Source organism: Vibrio sp. Vb0667 (assembly GCF_033391095.1).
Genome location: NZ_JAWPOL010000002.1, coordinates 443,119 through 463,045, shown reverse-complemented (window position 1 = coordinate 463,045; position 19,927 = coordinate 443,119). Strand labels below are relative to the sequence as shown.

Below are 19,927 nucleotides of genomic sequence, written 5' to 3'. Positions count from 1 at the left end.
AAACGAAAACGGTGAACCACTAATATATCTGTGCTCACCGTTTTTTCTTTTGTAGGATTTCAATGAGAAAAGTGAGATAAATCACTCAAATTCGGGTATAGTGCACGGCTAAATTTTTAAAGCTATTTTTAGTGGTTTGTTTAAGGAATACGCTCAATGTCATTTTCATCTCAAGGTTTTGCGCCAGAAGTGGTTAAAGCACTGGCAGAATGCGGTTATGAAAAGTTAACGCCAATTCAACAGAAGGCGATTCCAATGGCTCGCAAAGGCCATGATATTTTCGCTACAGCACAAACAGGTACTGGTAAAACGGCTGCGTTTTCTCTGCCTATGATTCAGCAGTTGCTAGACAGTAACCGTAGCGCTTCTCGTAAGACTGCTCGCGCACTTATCTTGGCTCCAACTCGTGAGCTTGCTGAACAAATTGCTGACAACATCAAAGCTTACACGAAGTACACGAACCTGTCGGTGGCTGCGATTTTCGGTGGCCGTAAAATGTCTTCTCAAGTAACGGCATTAGAAAACGGTGTAGATATCCTAGTGGCTACACCAGGTCGATTGGAAGAGCACATTGAACAAGGTAATGTCTCGGTCGCACACTTAGAGTTTTTAGTGTTTGATGAAGCAGACCGTATCTTGGACATGGGCTTTATTCACGCAGTACGTAAGATCATGCTAGATGTGGATACTGATCCGCAAATTATGATGTTTTCAGCAACGACTTCGAGCCAACTAAATCTGTTAGCAAAAGATATCCTGCGTAAGCCTAAGCGTATTGAAGTTGAGCGAGCGAATACGACAGCACAGACAGTTGCTCACGTGTTATATCCAGTTGATCAAGAGCGAAAAACGGAACTGCTTTCGGAGCTGATTGGTCGTAAGAACTGGAAACAAGTGTTGGTATTTGTGAACTACAAAGAGACCGCAAACGAAGTAGTAAAAGAGCTGAAACTTGATGGTATCAAAGCGGTGGTTTGTCATGGTGACCGTGCTCAAAGTGCTCGTCGTCGTGCGTTAGAAGAGTTCAAGTCCGGTAAAGCACGTGTCATGGTGGCTACCGATGTCGCTGCTCGAGGTCTAGATATTGAAGATTTACCTCACGTTGTGAACTATGACATGCCTTTCCTAGCGGAAGATTACGTTCACCGAATTGGTCGTACAGGCCGTGCAGGTAAACAAGGTCATGCCGTTTCATTTGTAAACCGAGATGAAGAGCTCACGGTTGTTCAGGTTGAAAATCTAATCCAGCAGCGAATTCGCCGTATTGAGCTTGCAGGCTATGAACCAAAACAGCGTGAATCTTACATTGAAAAGCTGCACTCAAAACCAGCGTTTAAGAATCGTCAAGGTCGTCGTAATAACCCGAACCAGTCGGCAACAGACCAAGGGTCGGCAGAGCGTCGTCTTGCTATGGTGAAGCGCCTGAAAGCGCGTCGTGGCGCAAAGTAAATTACATCCGTTTTAGATGAAAAGAGCCCCTCAATATAGGGGCTTTTTTTGTTTTGTCGTTTCGCGTTAATTTAGGCCAAGCATATTTGGCTCACCACGATAAATAATGCGATCGTTTCCTCGGTGAACACCAAACGTAACTGTAACAGGTGGATTTTCCTCTTCACTTGTCGTGTTATCCCAATCGTATTTCAGCCAAGGGATGCGATTACCTGAGCCGTCTAAATCCAGGTGGAATTGTATTTGCTCGCGTGCTGAGTCAATTTGGCTTGCAACGATATCGGTCATTCTGCCAATACTCATCGTTCCAACGCCAGAAAGCAGGGCGTTGTTTGCTAGCGCATGAGACCAAATTGGCGTGCTGAAGTAATATTCACCACTCGCCGTTGTTGAGCTGTCATCGAAGTTAGTCGTAAATCGACCGTTTTGCCAAATTTCCACATCAAGTGGCACTTTGATCACCATGCCTTGGTTGCCACCTACATCTTGAAAGTTCAAACGACCGAATCGAATGTCTGGTTGTTTTGTGAGCACTTCGCTATCGTCGAAGAAGTTTACCTCATCAACGGCTTTAGTCGTGACTAAACCTATTTGGCTGCTGTCACTGTTAGTCCCTTTATTAAATGGGCCATCAGGGTATTGTTTATCTGTCGTGTTCTTTTTCCAACATGGGCTATTGTTACAAGTCGCATTGGTCGAGGGCTTCTCGATCACAAACGTTCCAACACTCGCGCTACCCAGTAGTTTCCAGTCTACCTTCTTAGGCTTAGGCGGCAAAAACCGATCGGAGTATGAGCTTAGCTCGCCTAAGTCGAAATGTTGTTGAAGGTTAGATGAAAAGTGGACGTAGTTCTTCACGTTTTCCTTATTCGCATTGAGTGCGACAACATCGTAAGTGACTTTCTCAAAAGGTTGATTCATGTAAGCAAAAGTTTGGCCATGTGGGTAGTGCCATTCTTGGTCTTGCACTTGAAAATATTTTGGGTAAAAACGACCGATGTAACGATAGCTTTCGTTAACAGTCATACCTAGATATTTACTTTCTAGGTTTGCTTTTACTCTCAAGCTCCCGACTTCTTCCCAATATAATCCATTAAAGACGAATTGATCATTCTTGGCTGAATTATGCGCCTGAGCCAGTGAGTCACTACTTTTTAGCAATTTTGAGGTTTGGTTCGCTGTCTCTGATGGCGTATGTTGCTCACTCGACAAGACAACCGATGCTGCTGGAGCGTCATCAAGCATAAAATTACGGGTGATAGAGGCATCACAATAACGTGCTGATTCAACAGAACCACTTACAGAGCCGTCAGTTTGCCAAATGATCGGCTTCACTGTTAGAGAGAAAAGTTCTCCGGCGGCAATAAACCCATCTCCTTGTTCAGAGGTGCCAGAAGGCAAAGCACGTTGGTTGTCACAGATAGCGAATGTCCATGGTCGCGAGTGCACATTAAATGTCCCTTTCACTTCCACTTTGCCTTCTTCAGGGCACTCTTCAAATCCCTCACATTCAAAATGATCGGACAATGTCACTTCAAATATGCCGGACTCGTTCGTGACAAGACCATGTTCAGACAAGCCGTCTTTAAATTCCGCTGAATAGCTAAAGTTTCCTTCACTTCCTCCTAATGGTTGAACCAATGGATGAAAAACCTTAGGAGTACCATTGTAGTTGCTTGCGACTACAGGTTCGCCGGTGGAAGCACAAGCAAGCAATCGCGTATGCACGTTTTCTGGTTTACCTGCAATAACGCGTATTTCATTTAAAGTGGCGCTTTTCGTCTTTGAGTAGGCCTCAAACATAAATGGCGTAAACATAAAGCTAACCGTTTGATGCTTGCTGGTGTCTTCTGCCATAGTGAAAGTCAGCGTGTAGTTAGTACCTAACGCGATGGTATCAATATCGTTCGGGACCATTCGAACAACGAGCTCACCATTGTCGTCAGACATAAATTGGTTTGCTTTTAATGTCTGCTGACCTTTGATCACCTCTAAAGTGAACAAGTCAGGGTGTGATAGGGCTGCACTGACTTCTGCGCTTACAACTTCTCCATTATTGGTTGTCATTGCTGTAAATTGCGGAAGATCGTCGCCGCACATCAGTGCCATGTCGTCCGATGGTGTGACGCTGAGGTCGAAGTCGTTCTCTGATGGAGGCGTAATTTTACATTCAGGGATATAAGAAGGAATAGGGCAAGTTGTTGGTGTTTGATTTGCGTAACTACAATTGGGTTCATCAATGCCACAATAGTGGTTGAAATTTGAACTTGATTCTAGGGTGGCTGTCACACTACCACAAATAGAAGTATTGGAGTTATTAATTGAAAAATGCATTGCCGAAATAGCTTGCTTATTCGCATATATTTTGGTCGTGCCAAAACCTGTATCTACAGTATGTCCCTGAGATGTCAAAGAACCAAAAACTGTCGTATTATTAAGATTTATCCCCGATAGAGCATTAATGTTGCCCACAACTATTGGTGTATTAGAAAGCGACGATTCCAGTTGATTAATTTCTACTTTTGTTCCTTTTGATTTGATATCACCGCAGAACATACCAGATTCGATGTACACGTCACTTTGAGCAATGATGTTGCCATTAAGGACGTTGTGCTCTCCGTAAAACTCGACAGAACGGCCATTTCCACCAACACCATTGGTTTCTATATCTCCTTCGATTTCACTATCAGTTATTTTTATAGAACCTAAAGCAGAGACATTACCTAGTACGTAGCTATTACCATTAATTTTTAACCAAGTTCCTTTAGCTTTGATGTTTATAGGGCTTTCCTTTGAGCCTATGACATTCTGCCCACGGAGTGTTATGGAACCATGAGCGGTTAAAGACGATGAGCTTTGACTACTATTTATAATTTGATCGCCTTTCGGGAGAACAATATTTGTAGTGCAATCGTAAGTAGAACCCGTTACATGAATGGTTCCGTTTTTACAAAAGGCAACATTAGTGTTTGACTTGATATCTGCTAAGTCATAAGTGGTGGCGTGTGAGGTTAGCGGTAAAAAAAGAACCGCAGTGAAAATACTGCAAAGACGCATCATCAAATGTCCTAATGAGTGGAACAAGATGGCATCAAGCGAGCGTGAGCAAATGCTCACTGAAATTGGAATAGCTGCGGTACTTTTTGTTTTGAAGCCGCTTAGTTATTGAACTTTGGTTATTTTTTATTTCGTATGTCATACCAAAGTTTAGCGGCCTTATTACAACGTAAGTGTCAGGTTAGTTCAAGAGGTAAGTGTGATGTGTGTCGATTTATATGTGTAACTATTTGTTAGTTAAGGATAATAAGTAAGCATGTTGGTTCAGAATCAGGAAGGACGCGATCCTGATTCTGAATGTTTATAACGCTAGGCAGCGTGAACGATGAGTGGGGCCATCTGATATAACTCTTCGAGTATGGCTTTCGTTTGTCTCGAATACACCAGACAATCTCGATCGCCAACGAGCTGAATTGCTCGCACTTTACCTGCAACCAAACATTGCCTAATCGTGCGTAGAACCATTTGGATATCAATTTCTGACGCGCCATCAAGGCTGTTTTTGGTTTTTAGAGATCCAAGGTCGATACTAATGATTATTTGGTCGCAGTGGTCTAGGTAATTGCCGATCTGTTGCTTAACATTATTGCGATGACGAAAAGAAAACTCTTTATCGGTTACCCAGTCACAACCTTGATCCTCCGCGTATTCCCACGTTTCTTGCTTTGTATCTTGTTCGCTAACACCAGCAAAAAATAATCGCACGTTTTGATAGCGAGAAAGAGCAAAATGAAATGCCGAGCCTAAACGTGGTTCAAGTGTTGGTTTCAAGTTCATGTCATGTCCAATATTTACCACACCCACTTCGTCTCGATAGGACACGACCACAGGTAACATGGACAAGATTGCCTCGGTACAGTTAGTTACTAAAACAGGAATTGAGTGGCGAGAAAGCGAAAGGCTTAATGCTTCCTGAAACTCGCCATTTTCCAGCTTGTCGTGGTTGAAGTGACCAAAGTTTTCAGCGGTTTCATGATCATGCTGTTGGTATAGCCAATCGCTAGCATTTTCCAAACTTTGATCAGCTAATTCAAACGCACCCTTCGACATAGGAGGCAAATACTCACACACTGTCATAAAAGAAAAAGGGTAATGCTGCGGCTGTTTCACTGTGTGATGGAGTTTATAGCGTTTGAAAAAGCTTAACATGATGAATTACCTTTCTGGTGGTAGTGCCCTTGCCGCTTGCAGTACATGTAAAATAATGCGCTGCTTATCCTTTTCGACTCGGTGGGCCGGAGCCATTACCGAGACTGCGCCAATCAGTTTGCTTCCTTTCATTACCGGTGCGCTAATACCTGACACACCAGGGTCAATCTCAGAAGTACTGACGGCATATCCGTGTTTACGGATGGTTGTGAGCTCTTTTTCCCACTCGTCACGTCGGTGATCTTGATTAAAATATCTCAAGATTTTCTCGCATCGACTTTGAGGCATAAAAGCAAGCATCACTTTAGATGAGGCACCGCGCAGCAGAGGTTGACTTTGACCCTGGACGAAGCTGCAACGCAGCGCCTGCATACTTTCTTTCTGTCTGACACACAGCGCACGATAACCCGCTGGTACCATATAAGCGGCCATTTCCCCGGTTTGTTGTACCAACCTAGCCAGTATGGTTTCGACCATGTCGAGCCCATGTTGCGCGGTCTCATAGCTGTGCATGAGTAATAATGCCGCCGGACCAACGACAAATGTCTTGTCGTGAACGCTTTCTTCGATCAAGTTCCACTCTTTAAGCAGTTTTAAGTGTCGGTAAAGGCTGCTTAAAGGAACGTTCAATTGCTCGCTTAGCGTTTTCGCAGAAACTGGGAACGGACTAACTGCAACTTGCATTAACAACTGCAGTGATTTTTCGTTTACCTGGTTAGCATTAGCTTTGTTTGTCGTCATGAGAGTGTTGTAACGTGTTGTAGGAGTTACGACAAATATAATTCTTAATCACTGAGAAAAGAAAAATAATTTTAATGGGTAATTCTTACATGATGAGAAACAGACAGGTAAAGACTTTCGCAACTACCGATAGACATAACATGGTGTCGAATTAAAGTCTCAGGTTTGAGGCGCTTGATACTAAATTGGAACAGGAGTGATTAAGACATTGTTTAGTTTGCGGTATTACTCAGCGTTTCGCATACTGAGTTAATCCAAACAAATAATGTTAAAAAACGTGAGTTGCTAGCGGGTATCGGAATCGAGGTACCATCTCAGTAAATCGGTTTTATAAAAGGTTACTTTTATATGCTGAATAAGGCGATTTTTAAAAAAGCCATCATTTTTCTTCTGCCTATTCCCTTGGTTATTGGAGAGGTTTTGTATTTAGCTCGTGAAAGCGTGCAAAACAATCTCAATCATTTATTAGAAAAAAATGTGCAAATTGCAGATGAAATTTTATTCCAAATAGAGACAGAAAACCGCACGGCGCTGCTACACCCTGAGCGATGTGAAGAGCTCCAGCAAAGCTTAATGTTTGAACGAGATATTGAAGAAATGCTCATTGTGAAAGAGGGAGTCATTACTTGTTCTTCGAAATTGGGAAGTATCTCTAAACCGTTAGCTGAGCACATCACCTTTCCCAAGGGACAAACGCTAGCGCTTGGTAGTGTTGATAGCTTGTACGATCAGTTCTTGCTAGTGGTAACGGAAGGAGAGCGGGGTTATCAAGCCGTAACGATTATCGATCATGACTACTTTAATGCGACAATAGGGTTTAACAACGATTTACGCCTAAAACGCTCTGCGCTGTTTATCCATGATCAAGTTTCACCAGAAGGAGCATTAAGAGCGGGAAGTAATCCTATCGGTATCAAATCGTCGCAAATGTTTGAGTATGAAGCTTTGAGTGAAGCCAGCGATCTTTTCGTCAAACAGAGAACACTTTCCTATTTTTTGTACTCAATTCCAATTATTTTCGTGATCTACCTTTGCTTGTATGCGTTGAATAAGTTTATTGATCCTCATCGCAATTTGATACTGGATCTTAAAAGAGCGATAAAAAGAGGAGAGTTGACCCTGTATTACCAACCGCAAGTTAACGTTGATACCGGCCAGTTATTCGGGTTTGAAGCGCTAGTGCGATGGGAGCATCAAAGTAAGGGGTTCATTTCTCCGGACGAGTTTGTCCCTGCGGCAGAGCAAAGTGGATTGGTTTTTTTACTTACTGATTTCGTTCTGGATAAAGCGGCAGAGGACTTCAGTAAATTAGGCTTTGATCAGCCTGTCCACCTTGGTATTAACGTGCCGCCTGGTTATTTAGTCGGACCAAACGCGATCAGAAAAATTCAATTGCTCGACAGACAGTTGAGCCGAAACAAAGTCTCATTAGGGGTAGAGATAACGGAGCGTCAGCTCATTGATTCAGAGGCGAGAAAATGCATTGCAGCGCTGCGAGTGCATGGTATTGATGTGCTGATCGATGATTTTGGAACTGGCCAAACCTCGTTAGCATTTCTACAGCACATGCGCATAGATTACTTAAAAATCGATAAGTGCTTTGTCGAAACTATTGGTATTCCTAGCCTTAGTGCTTCTGTCTTAAAAGCGATGGTTCACTTCGCGGAAGAATTACAAGTACAATTGATCGCTGAAGGCGTGGAAACCATAGCGCAAGCTGAACACTTAAAGAAGATGGGAGTGAGATATCATCAGGGATACCTGTACTCCAAACCATTACCTTATGAGCAGCTTGCGCAGCGAAGTCATTATGATTGGTAGACGTTAGCTCTATAACACTGAGCATTTTCATCAAACACAAACTCTAACTCATTTTTGATGCTATCTAAGCGGTCTTCTTGGTAGTGAGACACATACAATAGTTGGCTTAAATTCTCTCTAGCGATGAGCTCAAGTGTGTTCTTAACTAACCGTCTACCCAAAAAATCTAACCCTTGATACGGCTCGTCCAAAATCAATAATGTGGGTTGTTTCACGATGGCTCTTGCAATCAGTAACAGTCGCTGCTGACCGTACTCTAATTGCTTGAATGAGGTTTTTTTGTACTGGCTCATATGTAAGATATCGAGCCACTCGTTTGCAATATTCATCTCTTTGCGAGTTGGCTGGTTATACAACCCAATCGAATCGTAAAATCCTGACAAAATGACTTCTAATGCGCTGCAATTGACTCGATATTGGAGGTGTAGCGCTGAAGACACCATACCGATATGCTGCTTAATTTCCCAGATTGTCTCGCCAGTACCACGCTTTTTACCAAAAATATCAATGTCATTGCTGTAGCATTGCGGATGATCGCCAAAGATCAATCCAAGTAAGGTACTCTTTCCACAACCATTTGGGCCTTTGACCTGCCAATGTTGGCCCTTGTCTATGCGCCAGTTCAAGTCAGTAAAAATCTTCTTATCGGTGTATTCGACAGCCCCATTCTTTAGTTCAAATATTGGGTTGTTGAATGGCGTCGAGTGCTGATGCTGACGTATCAAGCTCATCATTTCTTCACTCTGTTGCTTTGACTGAGATTTAATTTGTCCAATGATTGGATGATTATCCCAACTGGACTTATCCATTGTACTATCAAGCTTTCCTGCACTGAAAAGCGCGATGCTATTGATCCACTCAGGCATGTCAGATTCGCGAGAGAAGGTTACGAGTAGTTGCACATTTTGAGAAAGCGAGTGTAAATAGCGAGCGAGAGCAGCTCGGTGCGCAATATCTAAGCCAGTAAATGGATTATCGAGTAATACTAAGTCAGGTTGTGTGGCTAAAGCTCGGGCGAGCATTACTCTTCTGGTTTCTCCGGTAGAGAGAACACGGAAGCCACTATCTCTAAGATGACTTAGGTCGAGATCATTAACTAGCTGTTCAGTTAAGTTAGTGTCTTGGCTCTGTTCTAGGATTAATGAATAAACAGTGCTTCCTTGGTCGATACGATCAAGAAAATCCGTATCATCTTTTTCTAATTCTCTTTCCAGTAATCGCTGTTGCTCTGATAACGACACTTGCGCAACGGACAGCCCATTTAGCTCAATTTCCCCACTATTTGGTGATATTTCATCACAAATAAGGTCTCCAAGCAGAGAGCCAATATCTCCATCCGCGCTGAATATCCCCCAAGACTGCTGAGTGTTAATTTTCCAATCGTCAATAAACAAGTGTGTCGTGTTTCTCTTAGCTGCAAGCTGACGAAAGTGAATAGTCATTGTGTTTGTCTTCCTTGTTTTCGTTTTAGTGGATTACTTATAACAATTTACGAACTCAGTACGGAAGCGCTTTTGTGTATTAATTTTGAACAGTGCTCAGTCTTGTGCATATTAACGAAGCCTTGTATTAGAGGATAAAAATGCGACTAGAGTCATTAAGTAACAAGTAAGCTTGTCAATAATTTTGTTTTATTTTTGAATCAACCTATCATTATGCATGTAAATGTTATGCTGATAAATTCATATTTGCCGTTTGTTAATTAATCAATGTAAGGACACATGTTTATGAGTGAAACGGAATACGATTACCCTTCGAGTTACAGCCTAGTTTCCATTACCGATACCTCCAGTTACATCAAATATGCCAGTGAAAACTTTAATGAAGTAGCGGGGTTTGATGAAGGGGAGCTTATCGGTAAACCCCACAATGTTGTGCGTCATCCTGATATGCCAAAACAGGCTTTTAAAGATTTATGGACTCACCTGAAAACTGGCAAACACTGGATGGGAATGGTCAAAAATCGACGTAAAAACGGCGGCTATTATTGGGTTGACGCGTTTGCTTCTCCTATAAAATCTAATGGTGAAGTTGTGGAATACCAATCAGTGAGATTTAAACCTGAGCGTATACACATCCAGCGAGCGGAAAAAGCGTATTCGAAGCTTCGAAATAATCGTAAGCCGTGGAAAATGTATCTTCCTCGTACACGTTTGTGGATGAGATCGGCCTTCTTCCTTTTAATTTCAAACCTTCTTGGCTTACTCATTCTACAAATGAATCAATCACCAGTGATAGCGTTTGGCGTTGTTGCGTTACTTTCCGTTTTCTCTATTTATGTATTAACCAGACCAGTTGAGAAGCTCGCTAAACAGGCTAGGCAAGACTTCAACAATCCACTCATGGAATATATTTATTGCGGAAGAATCAACGATCTGGCTGAGATTGAGCTGGGTATGAAGATGCGTAAGCAATTTGCAAATGCGCTATTGGGGCGCGTTGGCGTGTCTGTAAAAGACTCTTGCGAAAAAACGCGCGCAAGTGCTAACAGTGCTGCGACAAATAGCCAGCAAGTGACGGAGAACTTAAGCGCACAGAAAGTGGAGATTGACTCGGTCGCAACAGCGGTCAACGAGATGCAAGCCTCTTCATCTGAGATATCAAATAATGCTCAAGCGACCGCCGAGGCTACGTTAGAAGCGCAAAATACGATGATAGACAGCCGTAGCGTTATCGATAATGTTAACCAATCGGTACTAGAGCTGGTGGGTGAGCTCGGCGAAATATCTAAAGTGGTCATACGTTTGAACCAACAAACCGAGCAAATTGGAACCGTTGTTGAAGTCATCAATGGTATTGCCGAACAAACTAATTTATTAGCGTTGAACGCTGCAATTGAAGCCGCGAGGGCAGGCGAACAAGGCAGAGGGTTTGCCGTTGTAGCAGATGAAGTGAGAACCTTAGCTAAAAGAACTCAGGAATCGACAACAGAGATTAAATCGGCCATTGAAGGGATTCAAAATGGGAGCAAATCAGCGGTTTCTGCGTTAGAGAAAGGTAATGAAATGTCGACCGGAACGGTAACATTGCTAGGTACTGCTTTGGATAGCATTCAACAATTGGAATCCCTTGTTCAGGACGTCGTCGAACGAAACCAACAAATTGCGGTCGCGATAGAAGAGCAGGTTTATGTAACGGATGAAATAAATGAAAACATCCAGTCGCTTAATTTAAAGTACAGTGAATCGTATGAACTGATGACTGAAACGAATCATATGAACACCAAAGTGCAAAATTGCACCAATGACCTGTCTGAAATGATTAAGAAGTTTGCTTAAACTTTAGAAAATCGAAGTTAAAAGCCCGCTAAACATTAGCGGGCTTTTAACTGGAATATAGTGAAGTGCTGGATTCGCTTACGAGCGAGGATTTCTAAATCTCGTTTTTGTAAGAGCTAAAACGACGAAAGCTCGCAATAAATGCGAGCTCTCTAAATAAGTGGCGGAGAGATAGGGATTTGAACCCCATCTCTTTGAAAACCTATATATATCAAGCTCTTGAATTTTCTAGCTTTCTACGTTCATCAATCAAATGTCACGTTGACGAATGTTAATCACAACCAGTATACGAAAACAATCGAACTTAGCAAGAGCATCAAGCATATAAGCCAAAATATTTTCTAACATCCTTACCCTGTCAACTAAACCTCTTAATCTAGCTATTACTGATTACCCCTGTGCGGGGGTAAAATTAACTTTAACCCTCACAGGGGTTAAAGTGCTAATATCCCCTACAGGGGTTAATTTAGATTGGAGGCAGATATGCTCATAACAAGTCCTAAGCAACTGGGGATATACTTGCGTGATGTACGCAGGAATCAAAGGCGCAACCAAACCAAAGTCGGCGATATTGTGGGTCTAAAACAGACCACGGTATCGAAACTTGAACGTGATCCTGCCTCGTCCAGTATCGAAAGTCTGATGCGCCTGCTGTCATCACTAGATCTTGAGCTACATATTCAAGACAAAGCTGTAAGCCGTGAACAAGCAAAGCTTCGTGATCCTGATGATTGGTAGAACTTATTATGTATTAGTCACACTGCCTCATCCAAGAAGGCCCAAAAGGTATGAGGAAAACTAGTTTTGCTTCTATGCGAACCTAATGTCGTTGTATTTAGTTGATATTATTAAATTACGTCACGTTTAGAGCTTTCAATACTTCCCCTCCTTATGAGATGAATGATACATTTGGTTGCATAAGAAAGTGACAGAATAGTTGTCTGTATTGGAAGGCACCAAGATCGTGTACATATTCAAAAATACTGAACTAAACAACAAAAAATCAGCAGACTATGAAACTAAGTCTTTGCTTTATCTATTTGGTATGAGAAAAGATAGTGAAAAAGTTGATATAGTTGTTATTGATTGCTTCAATGATGTAACGGGAGTGAATGAGTCATTTGATTTAATGCTCGATGTTCAAAGTAAAAACTATACTAAATTTACCCCATCACTTATCGGTTCAAGCCTATATACGCTCTACGACAACCATATTTCAGATTTTACATTTAATGACTATGTATTGTTCAGTAAACCACTAGATGCTTCGTACCTTATAGATAGCAAAGCTGATTGCTTTGGGTATGACAATATAGTTCCTAAAACAAAAACTAGAATAGAAAAGAAGCTACGGGAAGTTATTGTAAAAAACCATGGCTGCATTGATGAAAGCATGCTTGATTCTTTTTTAAGATCTATCACCTTTTTTGGTGACAAAAAAAGCTGCTCAGACTATATAAAAAAAGTAACGAAGTTTAGAGCTAAAAAAATTATCAGTGATACAACATATGAGAATATTTTTAACGAAATAAGAGATGTTCAATCATCGCTTAAAAATAGTGAAATTGAAAATATATCGATATCATCTCCAAGTGAAGTTCTTAATCTGAATCGATATTTAACAAAAGATAAACTTCACTCATTGATAATAAGCAGGTTGATTGGGGTTTCAAATATTTTTAAAGAAGATAGCTTACCAACAAGATTTTTTGAAGTGATACATAAAGAAGGGTTAAGCACCAGCTTTGATGATATGAATGACGTAATTATTGATTGCAACTCTAGATTAAGCCGAACTTTTTTTGATAAAGGCACGTCAAAATCTTTTTGGAATCTAGTGGAAAAAATAATAAAGGGCATAAAGAAATTTGAAACATTAGATGTTTATCATTTATATTATTATATTGAAGAAGAAGTAAAGAAAATTCCCCCACACTTAGATAAATTATCAATCTTGTTTCTAATTTCATTGATCGTTCAGGGTATAAAAAATGATATTTAAAGAGTTTGCGATTGGAAATGGCAACGAATCATATTGCGAGAAAAGATTCAATAATAATGTAAATGTAATATTTAGTGATGACAATAATCGAGGGAAAACTCTGGTATTACAAGGAATGTTCTACGCTATTGGGAATAGCCCTATTTGGCCAGAAGGTTTTGATTATAAGTCATATTACTTTTATACTAAGCTAGAAATTGATTTTGTTGATTATCATTTCATTAGAAAAGGTTCCTCTTTTATAGTGAAATTCAATAGTAATATTAAAATATTTGACTCGGAAAGTGATTTAAGGACATTTTTATCAAAGATAATTGGATCGTTTCCTAAAGTTCACAAAAATGGTATTGATGTTACCGTTGATTTGTCTACCTTTTACGAGATGTTTTTTATAGGTCAGGATAAAAGAAACCCTTCTAGTTTAATTTCAAGTAATTACTTTAAAAAAGATGACTTCAAATCTATGCTCTGTCAGTTGAAAGGTATTGATAGACCGATATTTGATAGTGGCGATGAAGTAGAAAGAAGAGAAAAGATAAAGAATTTAAAAGCTTCTCGGCAATCCATATTGAAAAAAATGATGTTGGTATCTAAAAACCCAGCACTATCTGTAATAACATCTAAAACACAAGATGCAGAGAGAGCAGAAAGAATAAGGAATCGAGTTAAAGAAATAACCAAAGACATAAATGAACGACAGAAAAAAAGGAACCGAGAAACTATTAGAATTGAAAAGCTACAGTTGTTAAAGAATGAGTTAAACTCACTCAATAGAAGTTTAGAACTTGGTGAGGTTATTTGTTCTGATTGTAAGTCGAATCGAATTGTTTTTAAAAACAAAGAAATAGAGTTTGATGTAAGCAATATTGAGGTTAGAAATGAGATACTAAAATCTATTGACGAAAGTATTGAAGTTCGAATTGAGAGTAGTGCATCTTTAACTCACGAAATAAATGTTCTTCAAGATAAATTGAAAACTATCCAGAAAGAAACTCCTGTTGATTTATTTCAAATTGCATTATTTTCCGATGACATACGTTCTGAAGAAGAATATGACAAGCAAGCAAGTGATCTACTTAAAGAAATAAAAGAATTAGAAAGCTCAGCTAATGCTATCAAAAAGGGATTTAAAGATACTCAAACTGAGTGTAAGGATTTTATTAATCACTTGGTTTTATTAATGAATAAGTATTGTAAAAAAGTGGACCCAAGTGGAAGGTTAAATTTCGAAGATTTATTTTCAAAGAGAAATACTGTCTATTCTGGAAGTGATAATCAAGAATATTATTTCTGTAGAACCTTGGCGATTAACGAAGAGCTAGGCCACCGTTTCCCAATAGTTGTTGATTCGTTTCGAGATGGTGAGCTTTCTACATACAAAGAAGAGAAAATGCTTGATATATATACTTCATTAGGTAAACAAGTTATTTTAACATCTACTCTAAAAAAGCAAGAGTATCAGCAAGATAAATATAATTATCACGGTATTACTTCTATTGATTACAGTAATCATGAGGATGGAAAGCTACTTTCTTCATTACATAATGATAGTTTTTCAAAAATTATTAATCAGTTTGGCGGTTTGATACAGATTAACTGAGTTCTATAGGAAGAAATTAGTACGTTTCTATCATATGAGTATTCCTACCAACCCGTTTCAAATCTCGAATCGCCGCAGACTCCGTGGCGATTCTTAGTGGTCTGTCATACAGAATTGTATTGTTCAGAATATCGATATCGCAGCGATCAGTGTGTGTAAATTCGATCACCCCGTATGGAGTCTTGAATACACCTTTTCGACCTGTCGTCATTACTGTCAGACGATCAATAGGAATTTGAGAAATTACACCATATTCTGAAAGAGCGGATTCAAGCGAGATGTAATTGTATTCACCACGACGTAGACTTTTAGCCACATATTCAATGGTATAGCCACCTTTGTGGCGACTAAAAGCAAACACGTAAACGCCTCGACAAGCTCGTTCTAGTACCCCGAACTTGATTAAACGCGGTAAACTTTGCTTAAAAGCTTCTTCACTGTCATCAAAAAATAGTCTTCGCAAGTTGCGCTTGGTATATACGTAAATGCGTTGCCTATCAAATTTATGCAGACGTTCTAACGCCGTTTGAATATCCATATTGTTTAGTTTGATAAGTAGACGATAGTAGTAACCATAGCATACTTTAGTGTCCACTTGATGAGTCATTGACAGCATCACAAATGGAGTCAGTTTCTTCTAAAAAGTACGTAAGCTGCTTTTCAAGTTCATGATTTACATGCTTAAGTTCTGAGATATTAGATTGAGACTCATGTAACTTACTCTCTAAGATTCGATAATTTACTGAAAGATCGGTATATTCATCCTGGACAGTGCTTAACTTATGTTCAGAATTGTCCAGTGCCCCTGTCATTGACTGTAGTTTAGACGAACTTTCAGTTAGTTTGATACAAGTGCTCTCATAGCGTTCTGAGAGTTCAGTCAGCTGAGACTCAAGCCTTTCCACATCGTTAAGTGCGTATTCTCGTTGTACTGTTAGTGCTGAATGCGCTTTCTCGACTTTTGATAGACTGGCTTGGAGTCCCCAAATGGTATCTTGCTGGTTTTCTAACCTGTCATTTGCTTGATTGAGTGAACTCGTAAGTTGACTGATATTTTTTAATAACTCAGATTTCTCGTTTTGTAATTCGACTAGCTCAGATTGCAGAGCTTCAATTTTCTCCTCTAGTTGATCATTTGCATCTGTAGCCCGTTGAAGAGTCTGTTCCATATCCGAAGCTTCACCTTCAGACTGCTCTTTTTGTTTGATCGCGTGTTGGCTGATTGCCTCTGCTTCTCTAATACGTGTGTAAGTAATTGACTCAAAATGGGTATGAATACTGTCATTCATAGCGATAACAATATCTCGAAGTGATGTAGAGATATCGTATTCCTTTCTTTCGAGAAGCTCCTGAATTTCCGCTGGTAGCTCATATGAGGTTCTTACTTGAGTTGTCGCTGATGGGGTATCATTTTGTGCTTCTGGAATCCTACCGTCAGCAATGAGCTTTTCCAAATCAGCCTGAATTGAGGAGGTTTTTCCTCGTTTTAAATACTCTCTAATTCGCCACCCGCTGGGCTTCTTGCCTAGGCTAATCAGCTCATTAGCGGTTTGGATGAGGTCTTCATCAGTGTAAGTTTTCGGTCTTGCCATGCTGTTCACCATTATTATTGTTTTTATGAAAGTTAGTAAGTTAGTAAGTTAGTAAGTTAGTAAGTTAGTAAGTTAAGAACTTAACTAACTTACCTTTCAAACGTATCGTTTTCTGACTTTTCGTCGGTCTTATTGCGCTCAAAAGTACTTTTGCGCAGCTCTACTGATTCCAACAGTACCTTTGCTTTAACCTGCATGCTTGGTGGCAGGTTCAACATATCTCTCATTGCGTTATCTAAGAATGATTCAACCATCCGTGCTTGACCTGATTCTTTAGCTTTCAAACCCAAGAAAACTGACTGACAGAACTTGCTTAAAGGACGGATGATGTCATCTTTTAAGCTTTGAACTAACTTTTCTAAAGCGTGCTTTTCAGCACGCAATTGAACGATTTCTTTTTTCTCAGCAGAAATATCTCGGCTATTTTGCCTTTTTAGTTCATTGATCATTTCGTTTTCGCCTGTAGAAATAGCAACTTGCGTTTTAATATCGTCTAGTTCACTTCTTCCAGCTTCAATATCACTCGCGAGTTCCTTGCGTTGTATTGCTTGTCTTTTGAGCAAGTAGTTATTTAAGTTGTTTTTCCTCTGGCTTTTCGGAAGTTTTGCTTGCTGATCCATTTCTTTACGCTGCTTTGTTCTCCTTTCTGTTTCAGTAGAAAACTCAACTAACAACCCCTTTGAACGACACAAATGCTTATTCGCAAAATCCTGAACCATTCGTTGAAAGTAATGCCCAAAGTCTTGTGTCTCCTCACGTGTCAACTTTGAATCATTCGGAAAGAAATCCTTTACCCCTGTAACTTTTTCTATGTATTCGCTCACAACTTGTATTTGACGTTTGTGAAGATCAAATTTGTTGGTTTTCTGATTCAACGCAGATAAAAAATAATGCGTGTGGCACCCTGTGTTTTGGTTTTTATCCCTTTCATCGTCATGGCAAATAATTGTTTTAATTTCATAGTCTGGGAAATAATGAACAAGGAATAGTCGAGTGAACTCGATATAATCCGAAGCATTCACCAGATCACTACCAACCTCCCATCGGTGAGGGATCTTAAAAATCCCTTCTTGGATGAATATGTTATTGGTCGGCGCTCTGTGTTGTAGTTGATTGTGAGCGTTCAGATAAGTCTCTAGCATCTTGAGACGCTGTTTCTTGCGCTGCATTGTCAAAAGAGAAAACTTCTGAATAGAGGAGTACGAAACATGACCATCAGTTTCTAAAATACTCTGCAAAAACTTAGCAGCATCCGTGTTACCACTTTTGATTTCACTATCTATTGCGTTTTTCATTTTTCGGCGATACTGGCGCTGCTGTGTTTGAAGCTTTGATTGGTTGTGAATACGTGGCTGTGGAACAATCTTATACAAGAGTTCAAGCCGCTCAGCTTCAGTCCAAGATTCTATTGGAGAAATATGGTTGTTTATCCACATGAAATTGTGTTGACTTAGCTCCTCGTTCCACTCAAGTTTCTTGGATATTTTGGCATTAGTTGGAGGAGCAATCCGCAGTGAATGCGCAAGAGAGTGTTCGCATTTCACACGACTTTCTGTAGTTGAAGAGTAATTCATTCGTCGGTGGAACAGTCTGATTGTTCTCATTCTCGACTTCCCTGAGGTCGAGTTAGAGAGTCAAGAGAGCCTTCTCTTGCCCGCAGCTTCCGTGCATCTTTTGCGGAGCAAAAGTGTGACGGAAGCGTAGCGGGTTGCCATGTCGTCACATTTTCAAAATGTACGACTTTATGTTTGGTCTCAATGGTCACCGTGCTCATTTGTCGCTCTCCAGCATGCCTTCAAGAAGTTGAATGAGCTGTGGTTTGGACTGAAGTTTTTTCAACAACACTAACGAAGAGTGAGGAACAGCAGGTAAAGTCACTGTTGGCTTTATTTGCGATAGGCCGAATATATCCTGAAGGTGTTGCGCAGCCTCTCTTGCGTAGTTGGGTGAGTCTTCACGAATCCATCGACCATAGTGTTTGTCGATCATTGTTGTGCTTTTATGTCCCATTTGAACCGCGAGCCAGTCTTTGCTGATCCCCGCGGTTAAGCACTGGGAAGCAAATGTGTGACGTAGCTGACCAACACCTCTGTGAGCCACACCCGCTTGTTCTAGAAATTTGATGAAGAATCGCTCAGTGAATTCTTTAGCATCAGTAAAAGGTTGATTCGTTTTCGTATTTAAGAAAATGAAACTGACAGAGTCTTTTGTGAATGTTTTATTGTCGCATTCTAGAATGTTGATTGTTTGTGGGCGGCGCTTTCCTGTCAGTTTCAGCTGCTCTTTCAATAGTTTTAAAGCAAGTGGATTTAAATCAACTTCACGTACAGAACCTTTAGTTTTTGGACATTTATAAATGTTCAATACGCAAGCTCTACGTACATAGAGCACTTCGCGTTCCCAGTTTATATCTTGCCAAGACAACGCTATCAGTTCACTGATACGAAGACCTGTCAACAGATTCAGCATTACGGCATTCTGTCCCTGGGTGCAGACATTCTTGCACTCATGCATCCGTGCTAATTCCTTTTTTGTGAAAGGGTTTGGCTCAGGATCCACTGTTTTAAAGTTCTGTACGCCTGTCATCGGATTTCGTGCAATTACGCCATCACGTACCGCTTTCAAAGAAATGCGACGTAAGATTGTCAGATGTTCGTTGATGGTTTTGTTTCGAAAGCGCTCGTGCCAACTTACCAGAAGCATATTAATCTGAGTGTGGCTAACTGCATTGATGGGGAATTCTCCTAATGCCTCGTTTATATTCTTTGCTCTGCTGAGGTCGGAGGCTAATGTCGAGGGAGCAGCACAATATTTTCTCTCTATGAGATATGCGTCGATGTAGTCTTTTACAGTTGGTGACTTTGTAGTTGTAATAGTTTTCATAATATTTTCCGTTTTTTATCGAATGCAAGTCATTCGTCAAAACGGAAGTTACGGCTAAAAATTACATTCGTCAATCATGTAAGACGTTGAAAATTAACAATAAAATATTTACTTTTGACATCATTTGTCTATAAGTAGAAAGAATCGATGTCGAATTTGAGATTATTTATCAAACCTATACGCATTGAGTTTATCGAGATTTTTGACCTAGAAAATTTTTTGAAAAAAATGTTCTGATCGGTCAAAAAACAACCAGTAGATTTGTTGATTGGGGAAGATTGCGGAAAGTAGCAATCTCTGAAATGCTAAGACGATTGGGTTTGGCTTAATGGACTGAAAGACATGCTTGGTGAAC

Annotated in this window: 14 protein-coding genes; 6 read left to right on the top strand and 8 right to left on the bottom strand. The window is 40.2% G+C overall.

Going from position 1 to position 19,927, the window contains the following annotated elements:
* Positions 1–156 precede the first annotated feature (156 nt).
* The gene (locus tag R8269_RS04740) at positions 157–1,449 is read left to right on the top strand and encodes a DEAD/DEAH box helicase (RefSeq protein WP_005375652.1); all 1,293 of its coding nucleotides are present in this window, start codon (positions 157–159) and stop codon (positions 1,447–1,449) included.
* A 66-nt stretch (positions 1,450–1,515) separates the two neighbouring features.
* Here R8269_RS04740 and R8269_RS04735 read toward each other — a convergent pair whose 3' ends face one another.
* From R8269_RS04735 to R8269_RS04725, 3 genes are all read right to left on the bottom strand, one after another.
* Positions 1,516–4,506, bottom strand: coding sequence for a DUF6701 domain-containing protein (locus R8269_RS04735; protein ID WP_405523861.1), 2,991 nt, complete (start codon positions 4,504–4,506; stop codon positions 1,516–1,518).
* A gap of 309 nt (positions 4,507–4,815) precedes the next feature.
* Positions 4,816–5,655, bottom strand: a complete 840-nt coding sequence (locus tag R8269_RS04730; RefSeq protein ID WP_025768977.1) for an arginase family protein — start codon at positions 5,653–5,655, stop codon at positions 4,816–4,818.
* Positions 5,656–5,661: 6 nt separating this feature from the next.
* A complete protein-coding gene (locus R8269_RS04725; protein ID WP_005386192.1) occupies positions 5,662–6,396 on the bottom strand; it encodes an IclR family transcriptional regulator in 735 nt (244 codons plus the stop codon).
* A 348-nt stretch (positions 6,397–6,744) separates the two neighbouring features.
* On the opposite strand from R8269_RS04725, the gene R8269_RS04720 reads away from it, so the two are divergent.
* Positions 6,745–8,217 (top strand): EAL domain-containing protein, encoded by a 1,473-nt coding sequence (locus tag R8269_RS04720; protein WP_065275384.1) that lies wholly within the window; start codon positions 6,745–6,747, stop codon positions 8,215–8,217.
* Here the strand turns inward: R8269_RS04720 and modF are convergent.
* Complete coding sequence (gene modF, locus R8269_RS04715; RefSeq protein WP_065275383.1) at positions 8,205–9,659, bottom strand: molybdate ABC transporter ATP-binding protein ModF; 1,455 nt, start codon at positions 9,657–9,659, stop codon at positions 8,205–8,207. The two genes, R8269_RS04720 and modF, sit on opposite strands and share 13 nt — an antisense overlap.
* 285 nt (positions 9,660–9,944) lie before the next feature.
* Between modF and R8269_RS04710 the strand changes: the two genes are divergently transcribed.
* The 4 genes from R8269_RS04710 to R8269_RS04695 all read left to right on the top strand — a co-directional run bounded on the left by R8269_RS04710 (position 9,945) and on the right by R8269_RS04695 (position 15,097).
* Complete coding sequence (locus tag R8269_RS04710; protein ID WP_025768974.1) at positions 9,945–11,495, top strand: PAS domain-containing methyl-accepting chemotaxis protein; 1,551 nt, start codon at positions 9,945–9,947, stop codon at positions 11,493–11,495.
* Between the two features lie 483 nt (positions 11,496–11,978).
* Positions 11,979–12,233 (top strand): helix-turn-helix domain-containing protein, encoded by a 255-nt coding sequence (locus tag R8269_RS04705; protein ID WP_011106029.1) that lies wholly within the window; start codon positions 11,979–11,981, stop codon positions 12,231–12,233.
* Between the two features lie 226 nt (positions 12,234–12,459).
* Entirely contained in the window at positions 12,460–13,497 is a 1,038-nt protein-coding gene (locus tag R8269_RS04700) for a hypothetical protein (protein WP_269665041.1), read from the top strand.
* Entirely contained in the window at positions 13,487–15,097 is a 1,611-nt protein-coding gene (locus R8269_RS04695) for a hypothetical protein (RefSeq protein ID WP_269665040.1), read from the top strand. The genes R8269_RS04700 and R8269_RS04695 overlap by 11 nt, the downstream gene beginning before the upstream one ends.
* 16 nt (positions 15,098–15,113) lie before the next feature.
* On the opposite strand, the gene abiEi is transcribed toward R8269_RS04695, so the two are convergent.
* The 4 genes from abiEi to R8269_RS04675 all read right to left on the bottom strand — a co-directional run bounded on the left by abiEi (position 15,114) and on the right by R8269_RS04675 (position 19,572).
* The gene (gene abiEi, locus R8269_RS04690; RefSeq protein ID WP_269665054.1) at positions 15,114–15,635 is read right to left on the bottom strand and encodes a type IV toxin-antitoxin system AbiEi family antitoxin; all 522 of its coding nucleotides are present in this window, start codon (positions 15,633–15,635) and stop codon (positions 15,114–15,116) included.
* A gap of 46 nt (positions 15,636–15,681) precedes the next feature.
* A complete protein-coding gene (locus R8269_RS04685) occupies positions 15,682–16,689 on the bottom strand; it encodes a DNA-binding protein (RefSeq protein WP_269665039.1) in 1,008 nt (335 codons plus the stop codon).
* 89 nt (positions 16,690–16,778) lie between these two features.
* The gene (locus R8269_RS04680; protein WP_024703263.1) at positions 16,779–18,293 is read right to left on the bottom strand and encodes a hypothetical protein; all 1,515 of its coding nucleotides are present in this window, start codon (positions 18,291–18,293) and stop codon (positions 16,779–16,781) included.
* 166 nt (positions 18,294–18,459) lie between these two features.
* A complete protein-coding gene (locus R8269_RS04675; protein WP_269665038.1) occupies positions 18,460–19,572 on the bottom strand; it encodes a tyrosine-type recombinase/integrase in 1,113 nt (370 codons plus the stop codon).
* Positions 19,573–19,927 lie beyond the last annotated feature (355 nt).